Origin of the sequence: Pseudacidovorax intermedius (assembly GCF_001476815.1) — a bacterium.
Classification (GTDB): Bacteria; Pseudomonadota; Gammaproteobacteria; order Burkholderiales; family Burkholderiaceae_C; genus Xenophilus; species Xenophilus intermedius_A.
In genome coordinates, this window is sequence record NZ_LDSL01000105.1 from 1 (window position 1) to 16,405 (window position 16,405).

General features: G+C 72.5%; 15 protein-coding genes and 1 tRNA gene. 1 reads left to right on the forward strand and 15 read right to left on the reverse strand.

What is annotated here, in order from left to right:
- The 15 genes from NS331_RS16190 to NS331_RS16260 form a co-directional block, all read right to left on the reverse strand.
- Positions 1-429 (reverse strand): HDOD domain-containing protein (locus NS331_RS16190; protein ID WP_153012892.1); only part of this gene is annotated, 429 nt, incomplete at its 3' end.
- 189 nt (positions 430-618) lie between these two features.
- The gene (locus NS331_RS16195) at positions 619-1,659 is read right to left on the reverse strand and encodes an HDOD domain-containing protein (RefSeq protein WP_058643003.1); all 1,041 of its coding nucleotides are present in this window, start codon (positions 1,657-1,659) and stop codon (positions 619-621) included.
- A gap of 406 nt (positions 1,660-2,065) precedes the next feature.
- On the reverse strand, positions 2,066-2,857 hold the full coding sequence (locus tag NS331_RS16200) for a TOBE domain-containing protein (protein ID WP_058643004.1): 792 nt from the start codon (positions 2,855-2,857) through the stop codon (positions 2,066-2,068).
- The gene (locus NS331_RS16205; protein WP_193758132.1) at positions 2,850-3,647 is read right to left on the reverse strand and encodes a sulfate/molybdate ABC transporter ATP-binding protein; all 798 of its coding nucleotides are present in this window, start codon (positions 3,645-3,647) and stop codon (positions 2,850-2,852) included. The genes NS331_RS16200 and NS331_RS16205 overlap by 8 nt, the downstream gene beginning before the upstream one ends.
- Positions 3,647-4,423, reverse strand: a complete 777-nt coding sequence (modA, locus tag NS331_RS16210; RefSeq protein ID WP_058643005.1) for a molybdate ABC transporter substrate-binding protein — start codon at positions 4,421-4,423, stop codon at positions 3,647-3,649. The genes NS331_RS16205 and modA overlap by 1 nt, the downstream gene beginning before the upstream one ends.
- Positions 4,424-4,491: 68 nt before the next feature.
- On the reverse strand, positions 4,492-5,190 hold the full coding sequence (gene modB, locus NS331_RS16215; protein ID WP_058643014.1) for a molybdate ABC transporter permease subunit: 699 nt from the start codon (positions 5,188-5,190) through the stop codon (positions 4,492-4,494).
- Between the two features lie 236 nt (positions 5,191-5,426).
- Positions 5,427-6,038 (reverse strand): LysE family translocator, encoded by a 612-nt coding sequence (locus tag NS331_RS16220; protein ID WP_058643006.1) that lies wholly within the window; start codon positions 6,036-6,038, stop codon positions 5,427-5,429.
- An 86-nt stretch (positions 6,039-6,124) separates the two neighbouring features.
- The gene (locus tag NS331_RS16225; protein WP_206597341.1) at positions 6,125-6,898 is read right to left on the reverse strand and encodes an AraC family transcriptional regulator; all 774 of its coding nucleotides are present in this window, start codon (positions 6,896-6,898) and stop codon (positions 6,125-6,127) included.
- 166 nt (positions 6,899-7,064) lie between these two features.
- Positions 7,065-7,138 (reverse strand) — tRNA-Gly (locus tag NS331_RS16230).
- A 156-nt stretch (positions 7,139-7,294) separates the two neighbouring features.
- Positions 7,295-8,962: an HD domain-containing phosphohydrolase gene (locus NS331_RS25635; protein WP_193758133.1), complete on the reverse strand. Its 1,668-nt coding sequence runs from the start codon at positions 8,960-8,962 to the stop codon at positions 7,295-7,297.
- 297 nt (positions 8,963-9,259) lie between these two features.
- Positions 9,260-10,195: a hypothetical protein gene (locus tag NS331_RS16240; RefSeq protein WP_058643008.1), complete on the reverse strand. Its 936-nt coding sequence runs from the start codon at positions 10,193-10,195 to the stop codon at positions 9,260-9,262.
- Positions 10,196-10,295: 100 nt separating this feature from the next.
- On the reverse strand, positions 10,296-12,506 hold the full coding sequence (locus NS331_RS16245) for an alpha/beta hydrolase domain-containing protein (RefSeq protein ID WP_242873781.1): 2,211 nt from the start codon (positions 12,504-12,506) through the stop codon (positions 10,296-10,298).
- A 158-nt stretch (positions 12,507-12,664) separates the two neighbouring features.
- On the reverse strand, positions 12,665-13,648 hold the full coding sequence (locus tag NS331_RS16250; RefSeq protein ID WP_058643009.1) for a Bug family tripartite tricarboxylate transporter substrate binding protein: 984 nt from the start codon (positions 13,646-13,648) through the stop codon (positions 12,665-12,667).
- Between the two features lie 39 nt (positions 13,649-13,687).
- Positions 13,688-14,077, reverse strand: coding sequence for an AtuA-related protein (locus tag NS331_RS16255; protein WP_440589391.1), 390 nt, complete (start codon positions 14,075-14,077; stop codon positions 13,688-13,690).
- 20 nt (positions 14,078-14,097) lie between these two features.
- Positions 14,098-15,468 carry an acyclic terpene utilization AtuA family protein gene (locus NS331_RS16260; protein WP_058643011.1) on the reverse strand — a complete coding sequence of 457 codons (1,371 nt, stop codon included), beginning with the start codon at positions 15,466-15,468 and terminating at the stop codon, positions 14,098-14,100.
- An 82-nt stretch (positions 15,469-15,550) separates the two neighbouring features.
- Between NS331_RS16260 and NS331_RS16265 the strand changes: the two genes are divergently transcribed.
- Positions 15,551-16,405: LysR family transcriptional regulator (locus NS331_RS16265; RefSeq protein WP_058643012.1), on the forward strand; the 855-nt coding region annotated here is incomplete at its 3' end.

Below are 16,405 nucleotides of genomic sequence, written 5' to 3' on the forward strand. Positions count from 1 at the left end.
GATGCCGCCGGCGGCATCCAGCGTGTCGAGCGTGTCCAGCACGCGGCGGCCCAGCTTCACCGCGTTCTTGAACGACAGGTTGGTCATGTGCCGCAGGCAGATGGTGCGCACCGTGCCCGTGCCCAGGAAGGTGATCGCCTGGCTCACGCTGGCCACCGGCTGGCGCAGCCCGTACACCGGTGAATTGACGGCCGCCAGCACCTTGGCCGCCACCAGCGGCTCGCCCATCACCAGATCGGCCATGTCGGCCGCACTGGCCTGCTCGATGAAGTCGGCCGAGACCAGTTGCCGCAGCGCACGCGGCGGCGGCGGGATCTTGCGCAGCACGGCGCCCACCTTGGCGGCCTGCTCGGCCGGCAGCGCATCGGCCCGGGTGGGAAGAAAACCGACCAGCGGCGCCGGCAGGGACGGGGAGGACGGGGTCGACATGCTCGAGAGGACGATGAAGGCGGTGAGGCCGGCGGCGCGCACAGGCGGGCACGGCGCTGCGGTCGATGGACGATGTCGATTATTAACGATTCGTTGCAATTACAGCGCGGGCGGCGGCAGGGGGCGCCGCATGGCGATGGCCTTTCACGACCTCGGGCGCCGCGGGGTGCCGCCGGGCCGCCCCGCCCCTCAGGTGCGCAAGCCTTCCAGGGTGCGTTCGTCGCGCAGCAGGCCCGGCAGGTCTGCCAGCGCGGGCAGGTCGAGGTAGGCGCGCACGTGGTGGAAATCCGGGTCGCTGGCAAAGGCCTGGTCCAGCTCCTGCGGTCCCAGGGGCTGGCCGCAGGCCAGGCGCTCTCCCAGCCGGGCGCAGACGTAGCCCAGCGCCAGCGCCGGCGCGCGCCTCGGCGGCACCGCCTCCACGGGCGTGACCAGCACCGACTCCAGCGCCCATGCGTCCTGCGCCAGGCCGGGCGGCAGCTTCCATTCGCGCATCAGCAGCTGGCCGATGGCGCCGGCCGACACCCCCCAGTGTGCCTGCTGCAGCCGCAGCCGCGGCAGCAAGGCGCCCGGCGCCACCGCGTCGTCCGGCGCGCGGCTGGCATGCTGGAAGGTGATGGCCGCCAGATGGCCGATGAAGGAGATCACCACCTGCGTGGCCAGGCCGCTTGGGTCGTCCACGGGCAGCCGCGGCGCCAGGCGCAGGCACAGCGCGCCGGCCAGGCCGCCGGACGCGTCGAGCGTGTCCAGCGCGCGGCGGCCATAGGCCGAATTGACGTTGAACGAGATGCCCATCATGTGCCGCAGGCAGATGTTGCGCACCACCGTCATGCCGAGGAAGGTGATGGCCTGGCTGATGCTGGTCACCGGCTGGCGCACGCCGTAGAGCGGCGAGTTGACCGCCGCCATCACCTTGGCCGCGACCAGGGGCTCGCCCATGACCAGGTCGGCCAGGTCGGCGGCACCGGCACTCGCCACGAAGTCCGGCGACACCAGCTGGCGCAGCGCGCGGGGCGGCGGCGGGATCTCGCGCAGCACCGTGCCCAGGCGGCGCGCCTGCTCCTCGAGCAGCGTCTCCGCGGGGGCGAGCTGGAAGCTGGCCAGGGTCTCGGGCAGGCCGCCGACCACGGGCGGCACGAGGGTCACCGCAGCGGCGTCGTCGTCGGACCCGTCCGCCTCGGTCACCACCGCATCCGGCCGCGCGGGCGCGCCGGCCGGGTGCATGGGCGACATCGCGGCGAGGCCGGCGGAGGACGCGGGGAAAGCAGGGGCATGGGGCGATGGCCGGGCGGCGACGGGCTCTGCGCCTTCTGCGTCGCGCGCACCCAGACCGCGCAGCCAGTTCAACCAGCGGCTCGTCATCGGGACCGGCGCCCGCTCAGGCGCACACGCGGCCGCAACGGGGCCCGCGTGCACGCTCGGAGAGGGCCGGGACGGCGGTGCAGGCGGAGATCGGCACGAACGCCCAGGAAAAAGTCGGGGGTTGGCCGATGCGAATGATCATTTGTACAAATTATGGCGAAAGCGGACTTTTGTCACAATATTTCACGCTATCAAAGTCGCATAGGCGACACATGGCGTGATGCCGGCTGGCGCCCCTTGGCGCCTGCGCATCCCGGATGCGGCCGCTGATCGACCTTCAAGCCTGCATCGCTACCATCACCGAATACGCCTTCACCACCGCCGTCGCCGGCTGGAAGACCGCGATGCCGAGCGCATCGATGGCGTCGTTGGTGACGCTGGCCGTCAGCACCGCGCCGCCGGGCAGCGTGAGCCCCACCAGCGAGGACACCGCGCCCCGCTCCACGCGCGACACGGTGCCGGCGAACTGGTTGCGCGCCGACAGGCGGTAGCCGGCGAAGTCGGTCACCAGCACCACGGCCGAGGACTTGACCAGCGCGATCGCCTCCTTGCCCACGGCCGCCTGCAGCCGCTCGGCGGCGGCGGTGGTCATGGTGGCGACGATCTCCTGGCCGCCGGCCAGGGCCAGGGTGAGCGCGGTGGTGACGGGGCCGGCCTCGATGGCGCGAACGGTGCCGGCGAACTGGTTGCGTGCGGTGGTCTTCATGGCGATCCTTCGAAGCAGGCCGGCGATGGCGGGCTGCTGGATGAGCAGGGCTTCCTGCGCGCGCAGGAAGTCGGTGTGGGCCCGCTGCAGCCCGGCCCAGGCGGCCAGCAGCGCGCGTCCGGCGTCGGTGAGGCGCGTGCCGCCGCCGCCCTTGCCGCCGGTGGCGCGTTCCAGCAGCGGCGCGGCGGACAGGTTGGCGGCCGTCTCCAGCACCAGCCAGGCGCCCTTGTAGCTGTAGCCGGCGGCGCGGGCGGCCCGGTTGATGGAGCCGCTGCCGTCGATGGCGGCCAGCAGCGCGAAGAAGCGCGCGTCCAGCCGGCCCGCCAGGCGCAGCTCGCCGTCCAGCAGCGTGGCGTCAGCCATGGCCACCCGCTTCCGCACCGCCCAGCAGGCGGCGCACGGCGGCGGCCTGCGGCGGCTCCGGCGCCCGCGCCACGCCGCCGCGCAGTTGCAGCTCGACGCCGGTGCCCCGGGCGACGTTCACCTGCCGCACGGCGCGGCCGTGCTCGATGAGCACCGCCTCCTGGGCCAGCGCCAGCACGTCGTCGATGTCGTGCGTGATCATCAGCACCGGCAGCTGCCAGCGGGCGCAGACGGCGGCCAGCTCCTGCCGCAGGCCGTCCCGCAGCATCGGGTTGAGGGCGGCGAAGGGCTCGTCGAGCAGCAGCAGCTGCGGATCGCAGGCCAGGGCGCGGGCCAGGGCCACGCGCTGCTGCTGGCCGCCGGAGAGCGCCGCCGGGCGCGCGTCGGCCATCGCGTCCAGGCCGAAGCTGGCCAGCAGTTCGTCCACGCGCTGCGCGGCACGCCCGTCCAGCCGACGGCGCCACCACGTCGTCAGGCCGAAGCCGATGTTCTGCCGCACGCTCAGGTGTGGGAACAGCGCGTAATGCTGGAACAGGTAGCCCACGCGCCGCTGCGGCGTCGGCAGGTCGATGCCGGCGGCGGCATCGAAGAGCGTGCGCCCCCCGATGCGCACATGGCCCCGGTCGGGCCGCAGCAGCCCGGCGACCGCCTGCAGCGTCAGCGACTTGCCCGCGCCGGAGGGGCCGTACAGCGCCACCCTGCGCGCGTCGCTGCGAAAGGACGTGTGCAGCGCGAAGCGGCGCGGGCCGTCGCTCACGGCCAGTTGCAGGTCGACGTCGATCAACGGCATCAGGAGGGCTGGCCGAAGCCGTACCTGTTCAGCACCTCCAGTGCGGGTGGCGTCGAGAGGAAGTGGATGAACGCCTTCGCGAGCGGCTTCTGCCGGCTCTCGCTGACCACCACGACGGGATAGCTCACCGGCGTGTGGCCCGTGGCGGTGAAGGCGATCTTGACCTTGTCGCCGCCGATGGCGGCATCGGTGCGGTAGACGAAGCCGGCGTCCACCTCGCCGCGCGCCACGTAGTCGAGCACCTGGCGCACGCTGTCGGCGTAGACGAATTTGGGCTCCAGGGTGGCCCACAGGCCGGCAGCGTCCAGCGACTCCCGGGTGTAGCGGCCCACCGGCACGGTGGCGGTCTTGCCGATGGCGATGCGCTTGACGGCGGCGCCGGCCAGGTCCTTGACCGAGGCCAGCGCCGGGCCGCCCTGCGCGGGCACCACGGAAACCACGGTGTTGAGGGCGAAGTCGCGCTTGCTGTCGGCGTCGAAGAGCTTCTTCTCGATGCCCTGCGTCACCGTGGTCTGGTCGGCGCTGGCGAACACATCCACCGGTGCGCCCTGGGCGATCTGCTGGATCAGCGTGCCCGACGCCGCGAAGTTGAAGACCAGCTTCGAGCCCGGATGGCTGGCCTCGAATTTGGGCCCCAGCTCCTTGAAGGCATTGGTCAGGCTGGCGGCGGCCGACACCGTGAGTGTCTGGGCCGCGGCCAGCGCCGGCAGCGCGGCCAGGGCCAGCACGGCCAGGCCACGGCGGGCGACACGGACGAGGGACGAGCAACGGGGCATGGACGGACTCCTTGTTGGCAGAGGCGAGGGATTCGACGTGGCAGGCATGGACGGCGACACGGGCCCGCTCAGCGCGGCGACAGGAAGCGGTTGGACAGCACCAGCAGCGCCACCGACAGCACCGAGGTCACCAGCACCAGCAGCAGGGCCGTGCGGTCCTCGCCGGCCTGCACGGCGTCGTAGATGGCCATCGACAGGGTCTGGGTCTTGCCGGGGATGGAGCCCGCCACCATCAGCGAGGCGCCGAACTCGCCCATGGCACGGGCGAAGGCCAGCAGCGTGCCGGCCAGGATGCCGGGCCAGGCCAGCGGCAGCGTCACCCGCACGAAGCTGCTCCAGGGCGACTGGCGCAGGGTGCGCGCGGCGGCCTCCAGGCTGCGGTCCACGCCGCCGAAGGCCGCACTGGCCGACTTGAGCACCAGCGGCAGCGCCACCACGGCCGAGGCCACCACGGCGCCATGCCAGTTGAAGACGATCGTGTAGCCGAAGTAGTCGTACAGCCAGCCGCCGACGGCGCTGCGCCGGCCGGCCAGCACCAGGATGGCGTAGCCGATCACCGTCGGCGGCAGCACCAGCGGCAGGATGCAGACCGCCTCCAGCACGCTGCGGCCGGGAAAGCGCCGCCGCGCGAACAGCCAGCCCAGCGCCGTGCCGGCGACGAGCGCCAGCAGCGTGGCGACGCCCGCCACCTTGAGCGACAGGAGCAGCGGGTGCCAGTCGGTGGTGCGCAGCAGGTCCAGCCCGGGGGCGGAGGTGGCTTGGGGCAGGGTCGCCAAGGGTTGTGTACCGATTTACATAGCGGGTGGCGACTATAGCCTGCGACCGAGACGTCGACCGGCCGCCCACGATGCGGCGCCGTCGAGTCGGCGTCCCACAAGGCGCTGGCGCCGACCAGTCGGCGCAACGTCGGCACCTTCACTCTTCACCGCCGGGCCCAGCCGCAGTCGCAGACATCCGGAACACCTGCACCGGCGGCCGCGACACAGCCCGGGCATCGAAGCCGCTACGGCCGCACCCACGCCAGCTTGAGGCCCAGCCCGACGAAGGCTGCGGCGAAGCCGCGCCGCAGCCACCTGAGCATGCCGGGCCGGGCCAGCACCCGGTCACGCACCGCCGCCGCAAAGACGCCGTAGGCCGCGAACACGGCGAAGGTCATCGCCATGAAGACGAGCGAAAGCTGGAGCATCGCCAGCGCCGGCCTCGACTCGCCAGGCGCGATGAATTGCGGCAGGAAGGCGAGGAAGAAGATCGACAGCTTGGGATTCAGCAGGTTCACCAGAATCGCATGCAGGATCACCTGCCCCGCCGAGCGGGCCGGTACCTCGGCCTGAACGGCCAGGGGGCCGTCGTCCTTCAGCGTCATCCACGCCATGTACAGCAGATACGCGATGCCGCCGTACTTCATGGCGTTGAAGGCCCACTGGCTGGCATGCAGAAGCGCGACCAGTCCGGTGATGGCCGCGAGCATGTGCGGCACGATGCCGAGCGTGCACCCCAGCGCCGCGACCAGCGAGACGCGTGCCCCGCGCGAAAGACCGGCGGCCAGCGTCACGAGCGCGCCGGTGCCAGGTGATGCGACGACGATCAGCGAGGTGAGAAGGAATTCGAGGTTCATGGTGGCGGTTCCCATTGGCGTGCAGACCGCCGCATCCTCCCCGTCCCCCGACGGAACGTCTTGAACGAAATTGCAGCGCGGCGGTCTCAGCCCGCCGAACGGGCGTATGCACCCGGCGTCAGGCCGAAGCTGCGCACGAATGCACGGGTCATGTGGCTTTGATCGGCAAAGCCGCAGGCTGCTGAGGCATCGGCGAGCGGCAGGCCATGGCCGATGAGCCTACGTGCCCGCTGGAGTCGCCGCTGCACCAGGTAGGCGTGCGGCGTGAGGCCGGTCGCCCGCGCGAAGCCGCGGAGGAACTGGTAGCGCCCCAGCCCCGCCTCGCGTGCCAGCTCCGCCAGCGCCGGGGTCGCGGCAGGATCGTCGTCCATGCGTGCGCGTGCCGCGGCGATGCCCGCCGGCACGCCACGCGTGTCGGGCACCTTGGCCTGCAGCAGGTCCCGCAGCAGCAGCATCAGCCCTTGTTCCGCCGCGAGTTCGTCGGCATCGGCACCCGGGGCCGTCAGCGCGGCAAACAGCGTCTGGAAACCGGCAGCCAGGCGCGGGTCGCGCAGCGCCGGTCGGGTGAACTCGAAGACGCTGGCGTGCCATCCGCCAGCGATGTCGGCCACGAGCCCTGCCACCAGCGCGGGATCGAGGTAGAGCATGCGCCAGGCGCGTCCGTTTGCGTCGAGCGGCATGCCATCGTGCACCTCGCCCGGATTGACGGTGATGAGGTCTCCGGCGCCCGCCTCGACCATGCCACGCCCGCTGGCCGACTTCTGCGCGCCACGCGCGATCAGACCAAGGCCGAACTGCCCATGCGTGTGGCGGCCGAAGCTGCGGGCCGTGTCCGCGCACACCGCCTCGATGCCCGGCATCCGGCAGGGCAGCAGTTCGAAGGGGCGCTTGGCCCTAGTCACGCGGCCGGCCCCGGACATCACCTCAGTGCACCCTTGCGCGCCGCAGCCCGCGGCCGCACCAGGGCGCGACCCATGGGCCCTCGCGGCATCGGGCGAGGGAGAAGACGTGCATGGAAGGAGGGGGTGGAGCGGGTGAAGGGAATCGAACCCTCGTATGAAGCTTGGGAAGCTGCCGTTCTGCCATTGAACTACACCCGCCTGGGGCACCCGTGCCGGGTGCCGAGGCCGCTTCGCCGCCTGCGGGCGGGAAACAGCGCGCGAGTGTAGCGCAGCGCCTGCCCTGGCCAGCCCGGGCGCCGCCGTCCGGGACCCTACCGCAACCGCAACCGCCGCCGGCGCCAGGCCGCGCGCGGACTATCGCACGATGGCGCCGCCGCCGCCCGCAGGCAGCGAGGCCACCTCCTCCAGCCGGGCCCAGCGCTGGCGCAGCCGCAGGATGCGGGGCAGCGCCCGCTCGAAGGCTTCCACCAGGCGTGGGTCGAAGGCCGTGCCCGCCCCGGCGCGGATCTGCGCCGCCGCCTCGTCGACCTCGAGGGCGGCGCGGTAGGCGCGCCGCGTGGTCATGGCGTCGAAGCTGTCGGCGATGGCGACGATGCGGGCCGCCAGCGGAATCTGCTCGCGGGCCAGGCCCGACGGGTAGCCCTGCCCATCCCAGCGCTCGTGGTGGCTCAGCGTGATGTCGCGCGCCATGCTCAGCACGTCCGACGGGTCGTCGCCGATCAGTTGCGCGCCCAGCAGCGGATGGGAGCGCACCACCGCCCATTCCTCGTCGCTCAGCGGACCGGGCTTGCGCATCAGCCGGTCGGGCACGGCCAGCACGCCGATGTCGTGCAGCGGCGCCGAACTCTGCAGCATGGCGCACCAGTCGGCGCGGCAGCCCGCCTCCAGCGCGATCTCGTGCGCCGTCTGGCTCATGCGCTGCAGGTGCGAGGTGTTGACGCCGGCCCGCATCGCCGCCGCGTCGCACAGCCGCTGCAGCTGGCGCAGGCTGGACTGCTGCGCCGCCAGCACGTTCAGCGCCGCCAGGTGGGTGCGCACCCGCGCCGCCACGACGTGGGGATAGAAGGGCTTGGTGATGTAGTCGGCCGCGCCCAGCTGCAGGGCCTTGGCCTCGGCATCGCCATCGTGCACCGCGGTGCAGAACACGATGGGGATGCGCTGCGTCGCGGCGTCGTTCTTGAGGGCCTCGCACACCGCATAGCCGTCGGTGCCGGGCATCATCAGGTCCAGCACGATGAGGTCGGGCCGCCGCTCGCGCGCCAGTTCGATGGCGCGCTCGCCCTCGGTGGCGAAGATGAGGTGGTAGTCCGCCTGCAGCGACAGCCGCAGCAGCTGCAGGTTGCTGGGTTCGTCGTCCACCAGCAGGATGGTCATGCGGCCGGGCTCTGGCGCCGGGGGCAGCGCCAGCACGGGCGGCGGCGCGGGGTCGGCGGCGGCCTCCTCGCCGGTGGTCTCGATGCACACGCCGGTGAGCTGTGCGGCAGGCATGGGCCGCAGGAAGGAGACCCGCTCCTCCCCCTGCGCCAGCAGCCATGCGCGGCCCAGGCCGCGGGGCAGGATGACGGGCATGCGGCGCGGCCGGTCCGGCTCGCCGTAGTTGCCCATCAGCGGATGGCTGGTCGCATCGACCGTCAGCAGCCCGACGCTCTGGCGCCGCACACCGTTCTCGTCGGCCCAACTGCTCCACAGGCCGGCTAGGTACAGCGGCCCGCCGTCGCGGCGCGCGATGCGCGTGAGACGTGGAACACCTTCGGGATTGCGGTAATCGGGCACGTGCACGGCGGCCACCGGCACCAGGCACTGCTGGGTGCCGCTCCAGGCGGTGCGCACCGCCGTCTTTCGGACTTCGTCGTCGCGGATCAGCGCGGTGCGCGCCCGCATGGCGGAGGCGATGCCGCCACGCAGGGTGTCGCGCGTGACCAGCCCCCAGCGGCCCGTGGCCAGCACCAGTTCGCCGCCGCGCCGCAGCACGAAGGGCAGGTCGTCGCCAGGCACCAGCGGGGCGTCGACCGCAGAAGGCACGGCCCAGCCGCTGGCACGCAGATCGCGGCACAGTGCGTCCCAGTGGTGGGACCGCGCGGATTCAAGACTTGAAATCATCGGGGGGTTCACCGCAGTGTGGCGACGCCCGATGCCTGCACCATGAGTGGCGCGGCCCGCACATCGTCGCCTGCACCGTCCACCCCGCACGGCCGGCTTGCTGCGGCCTCTTGCCACGGCGCGTTTGTGACAATGTTTGCAGTCTAGCTGCAAGCGCTTTCAACGGGGGCCATCGACGCCCCATGCCTGTGTCGGCGCCACGCGCCCCTGCCGGTAGGCCTATCCCGCCGGGTCCCCGAAACCGGGGTCGCAGAGCAGTTGTTGGGCGTCTTCATCGAAGCCGGCCACCGGCTGCGACTTGGCCAGGGCCATCCAGACGCCGAAGGGCAGCCGCTCCACCGGCCGGTGCACCGCGGGGCGGGCCACCACCAGGCTGGTGCCGTCGAGCTGCATCACGCCACATTCCGCCGGCACGTCCTGCGGGCCGCCGATGGGCCGGCCGCGGGCATCGTTGCCCAGCACGTACCAGCATTCGCCACCCAGGTCGAGGTAGGCGGCGCGCTTGTCCGGCCGGCGCAAGTCGCCCAGCAGGTCGGCGCGGCTGACCTTGACCTCGTGCACCACGGGGTGGGCGTAGGCCTCGACGCTGGTGTTGCGGATGGAGAAGACGTCGGGCCGCGCCATGCACCAGCGCGCCGGGCCGCCCGGCTCCAGCGGCGGCAGGCGGGCGCGCAGGCCCAGGCCGCGCCAGGCGATGCGGCCGCTGCGGGTCATGGCGCGGGCCACCTGCTCCACCAGTGCCTCGTGCGCCGACAGCGCGCTGCGGTTGCCCGCCAGCGCGCCGGCCAGGCGGGCGACGCCGGCCTCGCTCAGCCGCACGGTCTCGTGCCCCTGGGGCGAGCGCAGGCGCTCCAGCAGGCCGGCGGCCAGCAGGTCGATCTCGATGGCGTCGCAGCAGGGCCAGCCGGCGGAGCGGTAGACCTCGCGCAGGCGGCGCATGTGCACGCGGCCCAGAGCCGCGACGGGCCGGGGCGGGTCGCCGACGGGCGGCGGCGCGGGCGGCTCCTGGAAGGGCGGCACCCCGTCCGGCGGTGGATCGCCGGCGGGCGGCGGCACGATGATGGGCGGGGACGGCGGCGGCATGCCCGGTGCCGGCGGCGGCGGGTGCGAAGGCAGTGGCGCCGCCGCGGGGGCATTGGCGGTCTGGACGGTCATGCCGCCAAGGCTACCGCCATCGGCGCAGCGCCGAGGCCGATGGGTCGGCATGGCCCGCGGCGGCGCAGGGCTGCCCCCTCCCCGCGCCGGCCAGTCCCTGTCAGGGCAGCACGGGCGTCGCCTGCGCCCGCGCGATCAGCGCATCCGCATCGGCCTGCAGCAGAAGCCGTTCGGCCACCAGCAACTGGGCGGCGGCACGCACGGCGGCCACGTAGCCGGCCTGATCGCCATACAGCTCTTCCAGCGATGGACGTCCATCCCCGGCCGCCAGGCGTGCAGCACGCGTCTTGTGGAAGGGGATGTAGCTGCCCGTGAGGTTGGACAGGTCGACGATCCCCGGCATGGCCACGTAGTTGAACTCCAGGCTGGTGCCCAGCGGCACCTGCGCCTCCACGGCGCGGATACCGGCCCGCGTGAGGCCGGTGGAGGCATCCACCTGCGGCACCAGGATAGCGTAGCTGCGGCCCAGGTAACGCGGCGGCTGCAGCGTGGCGATGCCGCTTTCGTCCTGCGGCACGTACTGCGGGCCGAAGTCCAGCAGCGGGAAGTCGTTGTAGCGCGCCAGGTAGTTGAAGTCGGGGATGGCCGTGGGTGTGCTGCCCACGTTCCAGCTCAGGCCCCGCATCGCGGGGAAGGCCAGTTGCGAAGGCCGCACCAGGGTGCCGTCGTCGATGCGGGGCACGCGGCTCGCGGGCGGCGTGACGCCGCGCATCACCCAGTCCTCCAGGGCGACGAACAGCGCCCGGAAGGTGTCGTTGAAGTGCACCACCGTGCCGGCCGGATAGACGTTGCGGGTGGGCGCATAGCCGATGCTGGCGGTGCCGCCGGCCCCGCCGTGCTGGGTGCTGGCGTAGTAGTAGATGCGGGCGTTGTCGGGCTGGGCCAGGTCGCGCAGTCCGTAGGTGTCGGTCAGGACGGGGGAACCCTGCAGCTGCCAGAACTCGGTGCCCGACAGGCCCAGGAAGAACCTGGGGCAGGTGCCGGTGGCGCTGCAGCGGCGCATCACGCCGCCGCTGCGGCCGGCCAGCTCGTCGCTGTAGTCGGCCGCCAGCCCACGCGGCGCGGTCTGGCCGAAGGCCGTGTGGTCGGTGCGCAAGCCGCCCCCGCCGCCTGGCACGGCGAAGCGCGTGTTGATGTTGGTCTGTCGCGCGGCCACATGGGCATAGATGCCGTCGAACACCTTGCTGCCGTCCAGCGACTGGTTGAAGCCCAGGTGCAGGAAGGTCTTCATCGCATTGCCCGACTGCGAGGTGCCCTGGCCGATGGCATGCGTGAGCCGGCCGGCCACCGGGTTGGCGCGGCCGAAGTCGTCGGTGCTGCGCTTGCGGAAGAAGCTGACCGTGTCGCGCAGCGCCGCCAGGCCGACGCCCATGACCTTCGGGTCCTTGGCGACGTAGACCAGCTCGTACAGGTACTGCGGGTCGAAGCCGCCGGCCAGACAGACGCTGGCGGGGCTGGCCGTGCCCGGGAACGGCGTGGCCGCATCGCAGGTGGCGAACTTCCACTGCGATGGCGCGATGGGCTCGTGCGGGTCGGTCTCGTTGCGCCGACGAGTGAGCGAATAGCCGGGCTGGGTGTTGTCCAGGCTGGCCGGCTCATAGGGAATCATGGTCCCGTTGAACACACCGCCGGGCAGGGCCATGGCAGGCGTGGCGGCGGTGGGAACGAGCTCGGCGCGGTAGGGCCCGGTGATGCTGCTGCCGTCCGGATTGCGGGCCACGGGGACGGTCGCGGTGAGGCGGGCGGGGCTGCTTTTGGGCACGTCGCCCTGCCACGCCGAGTACAGCACCGTGTAGCCGCGCTGCAGGTAGACCGCGTCGCCCGGCGTGGCCGCGGGATTGAGCAGCGTGAGCATGTTGCCGCGGTTGGGCGCGTCGTAGCGCAGCAGGCCGTTGGCCTTGCTCATGTCCTTGGGCTTGAGCAGGACGAAGTCGGCGCTGTACTCGACCAGGCCGCGCGCATTGACCGGGGCCAGCGCCAGGTCCTGGATGACGGTGTTGTGCGGGTCCTTCGGATCCAGCTCGCCCTGCACCGTGCCGGTGAGCTTCTCGTAGGCGCCGACCGTGCCGTATGTGCCCGGAAAGTCTTCGGTGGCCGTGATGGTCAGCCGCATCTGCGGCTGGGCCGGAGCGGGTGCCGGCGCGGGACCGGGTGCAGGCGCAGGCGCAGGTGCCGGGGCTGGCGCCGCCGCCAGCGGCACGAAACCACTGCCGCCCGAGCCGCCGCAGGCGGCCAGCAGCAGGCTGGCGCCGAGGCCGCAGGCGGTCAGGACACGGCGCACGGGGCGCCTCGGATGACGATGCTGTCTCATGGTTGTCTCCGTCGTTCTCTCAGTCAGGAATGGCAGCCGCGCGACGGACGTGCGCCCTCCTCCGCCGATTTGCGGCCAGGACGCGGGCCGTGCCCGCTGTCTGGAAGAAGAGCGATTCAGCCGGTGCAGCGGCGACCGGCGCGGGCCGGCGCGCGGGACTACTCGGCCTCGATGCCGGCGGCCTTGATGACCTGGCCCCACTTGCGCGTCTCGCCGGCCTGGAAGCGGGCCAGTTCCTCGGGCGTGGTGGTCCAGGCCTCGGAGCCGGTACCGTCGAAGAAGCCCTTGGCGGCGGCGCTCTTCGTCGCCTTGCCCAGCACCTCGTTCAGCTTCGCGACCACCGGCGCGGGCGTGCCGGCCGGCGCATAGGCCGCGAACCAGTAGCCCATGTCGTAGCCCTTGACGCCGGCTTCGTCCAGCGTGGGCACGTCGGGCAGCTGCGTGCTGCGCTTCTGCGTGGAATAGCCCAGCGCCCGCAGCTTGCCGGCCTTGATCTGCGGCACGCCGGTGGCGGTGTCGGTGATCATCATGTCGATCTGCCCGCCCAGCAGGTCGGTGATGGCCAGCGGGTTGCTCTTGTAGGGCACGTGCAGGATGTCCACCTGCGCCATCTGCTTGAGCATCTCGCCCGCGACGCGGCTGGACGAGCTGCCGCTGCCGAAGCTGAGCTTGCCCGGGCTCTTCCTGGCGGCGGCCAGCAGCTCGCCCACGTTCTTGTACGGCGCGCTGGCGTTGACCACCAGCACCTGCCCGCCCTTGCCCAGGCCGGTGACGGGCGCGAAGTCCTTCACCGGGTCGTAGGAGAGCTTGCGGTAGAGGTGCTCGTTGGCCGCGTGCGTGGTGTTGGTGGTGATCAGCACCACGTAGCCGTCGGCAGGCGCCCTGGCCACGTACTGGGCCGCGATCATGCCGCTGGCGCCGGCGCGGTTGTCCACTACCACTGACTGGCCGGTCTGCTCGGTGAAGGACTGGCCGAGCGCCCGCGCCAGCTGGTCGGTGGCGCTGCCGGCCGCGAAGGGCACGACGAAGGTGACGGGCTTCGCGGGATAGGCCTGGGCCTGCACCAGCCCGGGCAGCGTGGCTGCGGTGGCAAGTGCGGCGGCGAGCCAGGTGCGGCGGTGCAGGCGCGGGAATCGGTTCATGTCTTTTGTCTCCTCGGGTCGGGTGGATGAAGGAAGGGCTCAGTCCGGTGGCGGACCGGCCAGCTGCGGCCGCAGCGACGCGGGCACGCGCACCGGCAGGTCGAGCAGCAGGTACGACAGCGCCTTGCCATGGCTGTCGAGGTTGAGGGCGTCGTTGACGCCACCGTCGAGCACCTCGTCGAGCACGAAGTTCATGGCCTGCAGCTTCGGCAGCAGGTGGCGGGTGACGCGTCGCGGCTGGCGGTGGGCGAAGCAGGCAGCGACGGCGGCCTCGGTCACCTGCTCGACCAGCAGCGGCCAGAACTCGGGCCGCCAGGCGATCACGCTGATGTTGGAGCGGTTGCCCTTGTCGCCGGTGCGGCCGTGGGCCAGGCGGTGCAGGGGGACGAGCAGTTCGGCACCGGCGTCGGCGGAGCGGGCGGAGGGCATGGCATTCATCGTCGGCACCTTCAATCGACCATGACATGGCGGGTGTGCACCGCCTCGCGAGGTACCAGGCAGGACAGCATGCCGAGCCGCGGCCGCATGCCCGTGCGCACGCCACCGCCGCCGGCCGGGCCGCAGCAGTACAGGGCCGTGACCTCGCGCACCAGGCGGCGGGCGACGGCCACGTCGGCATGCTGCAGCGCGACGCGCAGGCGGACGTCGCGTGGGGTGGCCTCCGGAAGGGCCGGTGCGGCATCGAGCGCCGCCGCCAGCGCCCGGCCTGCGTCGTCGCCGAACACGCTGCAGGCGCCGATCAGGTCCACGCGCAGCGGGCCGGCGTCGCGCAGGCGCTGGCGCAGCACCTCGCCGGCCAGGCGGGCCCGGTCCAGGGCGCGGGCGCCGGCATAGCTGATCTCGCCCTCGGCGAACCAGCCGGTGGCATGGCACACGTTGACCTTCAGCGTGGCCGGCCGCGCATGGCCGCGCACGCCCTGCAGCCGCACGCCGCGGTCCGTCTGCAGCACCTCGGCCTCGCGGATGTCGGCCACGACGTCGGGCGTGAGGTAGGCACCCGGGTCGTGCAGTTCGTAGAGCAGCTGTTCCTTGACCGTGTGCAGGTCCAGCCGGCCGCCGGTGCCGGCGGGCTTGAAGAGGGTGCAGCTGCCGTCGGCCTCGATCTCGGCGATGGGATAGCCCAGCTCGGCCAGGCCCGGCACCTCCTTGTAGCCCGGGTCGGCGAAGTAGCCGCCGGTGACCTGCGCGCCGCATTCCAGCAGATGCCCGGCCATGGTCGCGCCGGCCAGGCGGTCCCAGTCGTCCAGGGCCCAGCCGTAATGCGCGAGCGCCGGGCCCAGGGCCAGCGCCGGGTCGGCCACGCGGCCGGCGACCACGACGTCGGCCCCGTCGCGCAGGGCATCGGCGATGGCCTCGGCGCCGATGTAGGCATTGGCACTGACCGGCGGCCCGGCCGGCGCGACCGTGCCCAGGCAGCGGGCCAGCAGATCGTGGTGCTCGGGGCCGGAAAGGTCGTCGCCCTGCACGACGGCAATGCGCGGTGCGCGCAGGTCCAGCTCGCGCGCCAGCTGCTGGATGCGCCGCGCCGCGCCCTGCGGATTGGCCGCCCCGAAGTTGCTGACGATGCGCACGCCATGGGCCAGGCAGTCGGCCAACACGGGCCGCAGCAGGTCGTCCAGCAGGGGCTCGAAGCCGGCGTCGGGGTCGTCGCGCCGTGCCAGCTGGGCCAGCGCCAGCGTGCGCTCGGCCAGGGTCTCGAAGATCAGCACGGCGGGCTGGCCGCGGGCGATCAGCTCGCGCACCACGGGCGCGGCGGCATCCACCCGGTCGCCCGAGAAGCCGGCGGCGCAGCCGATCAGCAGTCGTTCCTTCAGTGCCATGCGTGTCTCCTGCGGCGGCACTCTAGGCGCGGGGCGTTATTCTGTGAAATAGATTGTCAAGATCGATTCATCCGCCCCACAAATGAATCTCAGCAGCCGCCAGCTCGATGCCTTCCTGGCCCTGGCCACCGAACGCAGCTTCACCCGCGCGGCCGAGCAGTGCCACCTGTCGCAGCCGGCGTTCAGCGCGCTGATCCGCACGCTGGAAGAAGGCCTGGGCGTGCGGCTGTTCGACCGCAGCACGCGGCACGTGGCGCTGACCGACGAGGGCCGGCACTTCCTGGACGCGGCCCGCCGCATCCGCACCGAGATCGATGCCGCGCTGGACGCGGCGCGCGACAGTGCCCAGCTGCGGCGCGGGCGCGTGTCGCTGGCCCTGCTGCCCTCGCTGGCCGCCGGCTGGCTGCCGCAGGTGCTGGCGGAATTCCGCGCGGCCCATCCGGGCATCGAGCTGGAGATCGCCGACGTGCTGTCGGAGCCCTGCATCGCGCGCGTGGCCGGCGGCAGCGCCGACTTCGCGCTGGCCGCCATCCGTGCCGATACGCCGCAGTTGCAGGCCGAGCCCTTCTGCAGCGACGACTTCCACCTGGTCTGCCGCGACGACCATCCGCTGGTGCGGCGCCGCCGGCTCGCGGCCGCCGACCTGGGCGACTGGCCCTTCATCCACCTGGCGCGCACGAGCAGCGTGCGGCAGTACCTGGAGGCCGCCCTGCACCCGCAGCCGCTGCGCACGCTGATGGAGGTGGAGCAGCTCGCCACCGTGATGGGCATGGTGCGCGCGGGCCTGGGCATCAGCGTGGTGCCGACGCTGACGCTGTTCCATTTCCAGCAGCCGGGACTGCACACCCGGCCGCTGCCCCTGCCGGGGCTCAGCCGGCAGGTCTACCTGGTGCGGCGGCGGGACCGGTCGCTGTCGCCGGCGGCGCAGGCGCTGCTG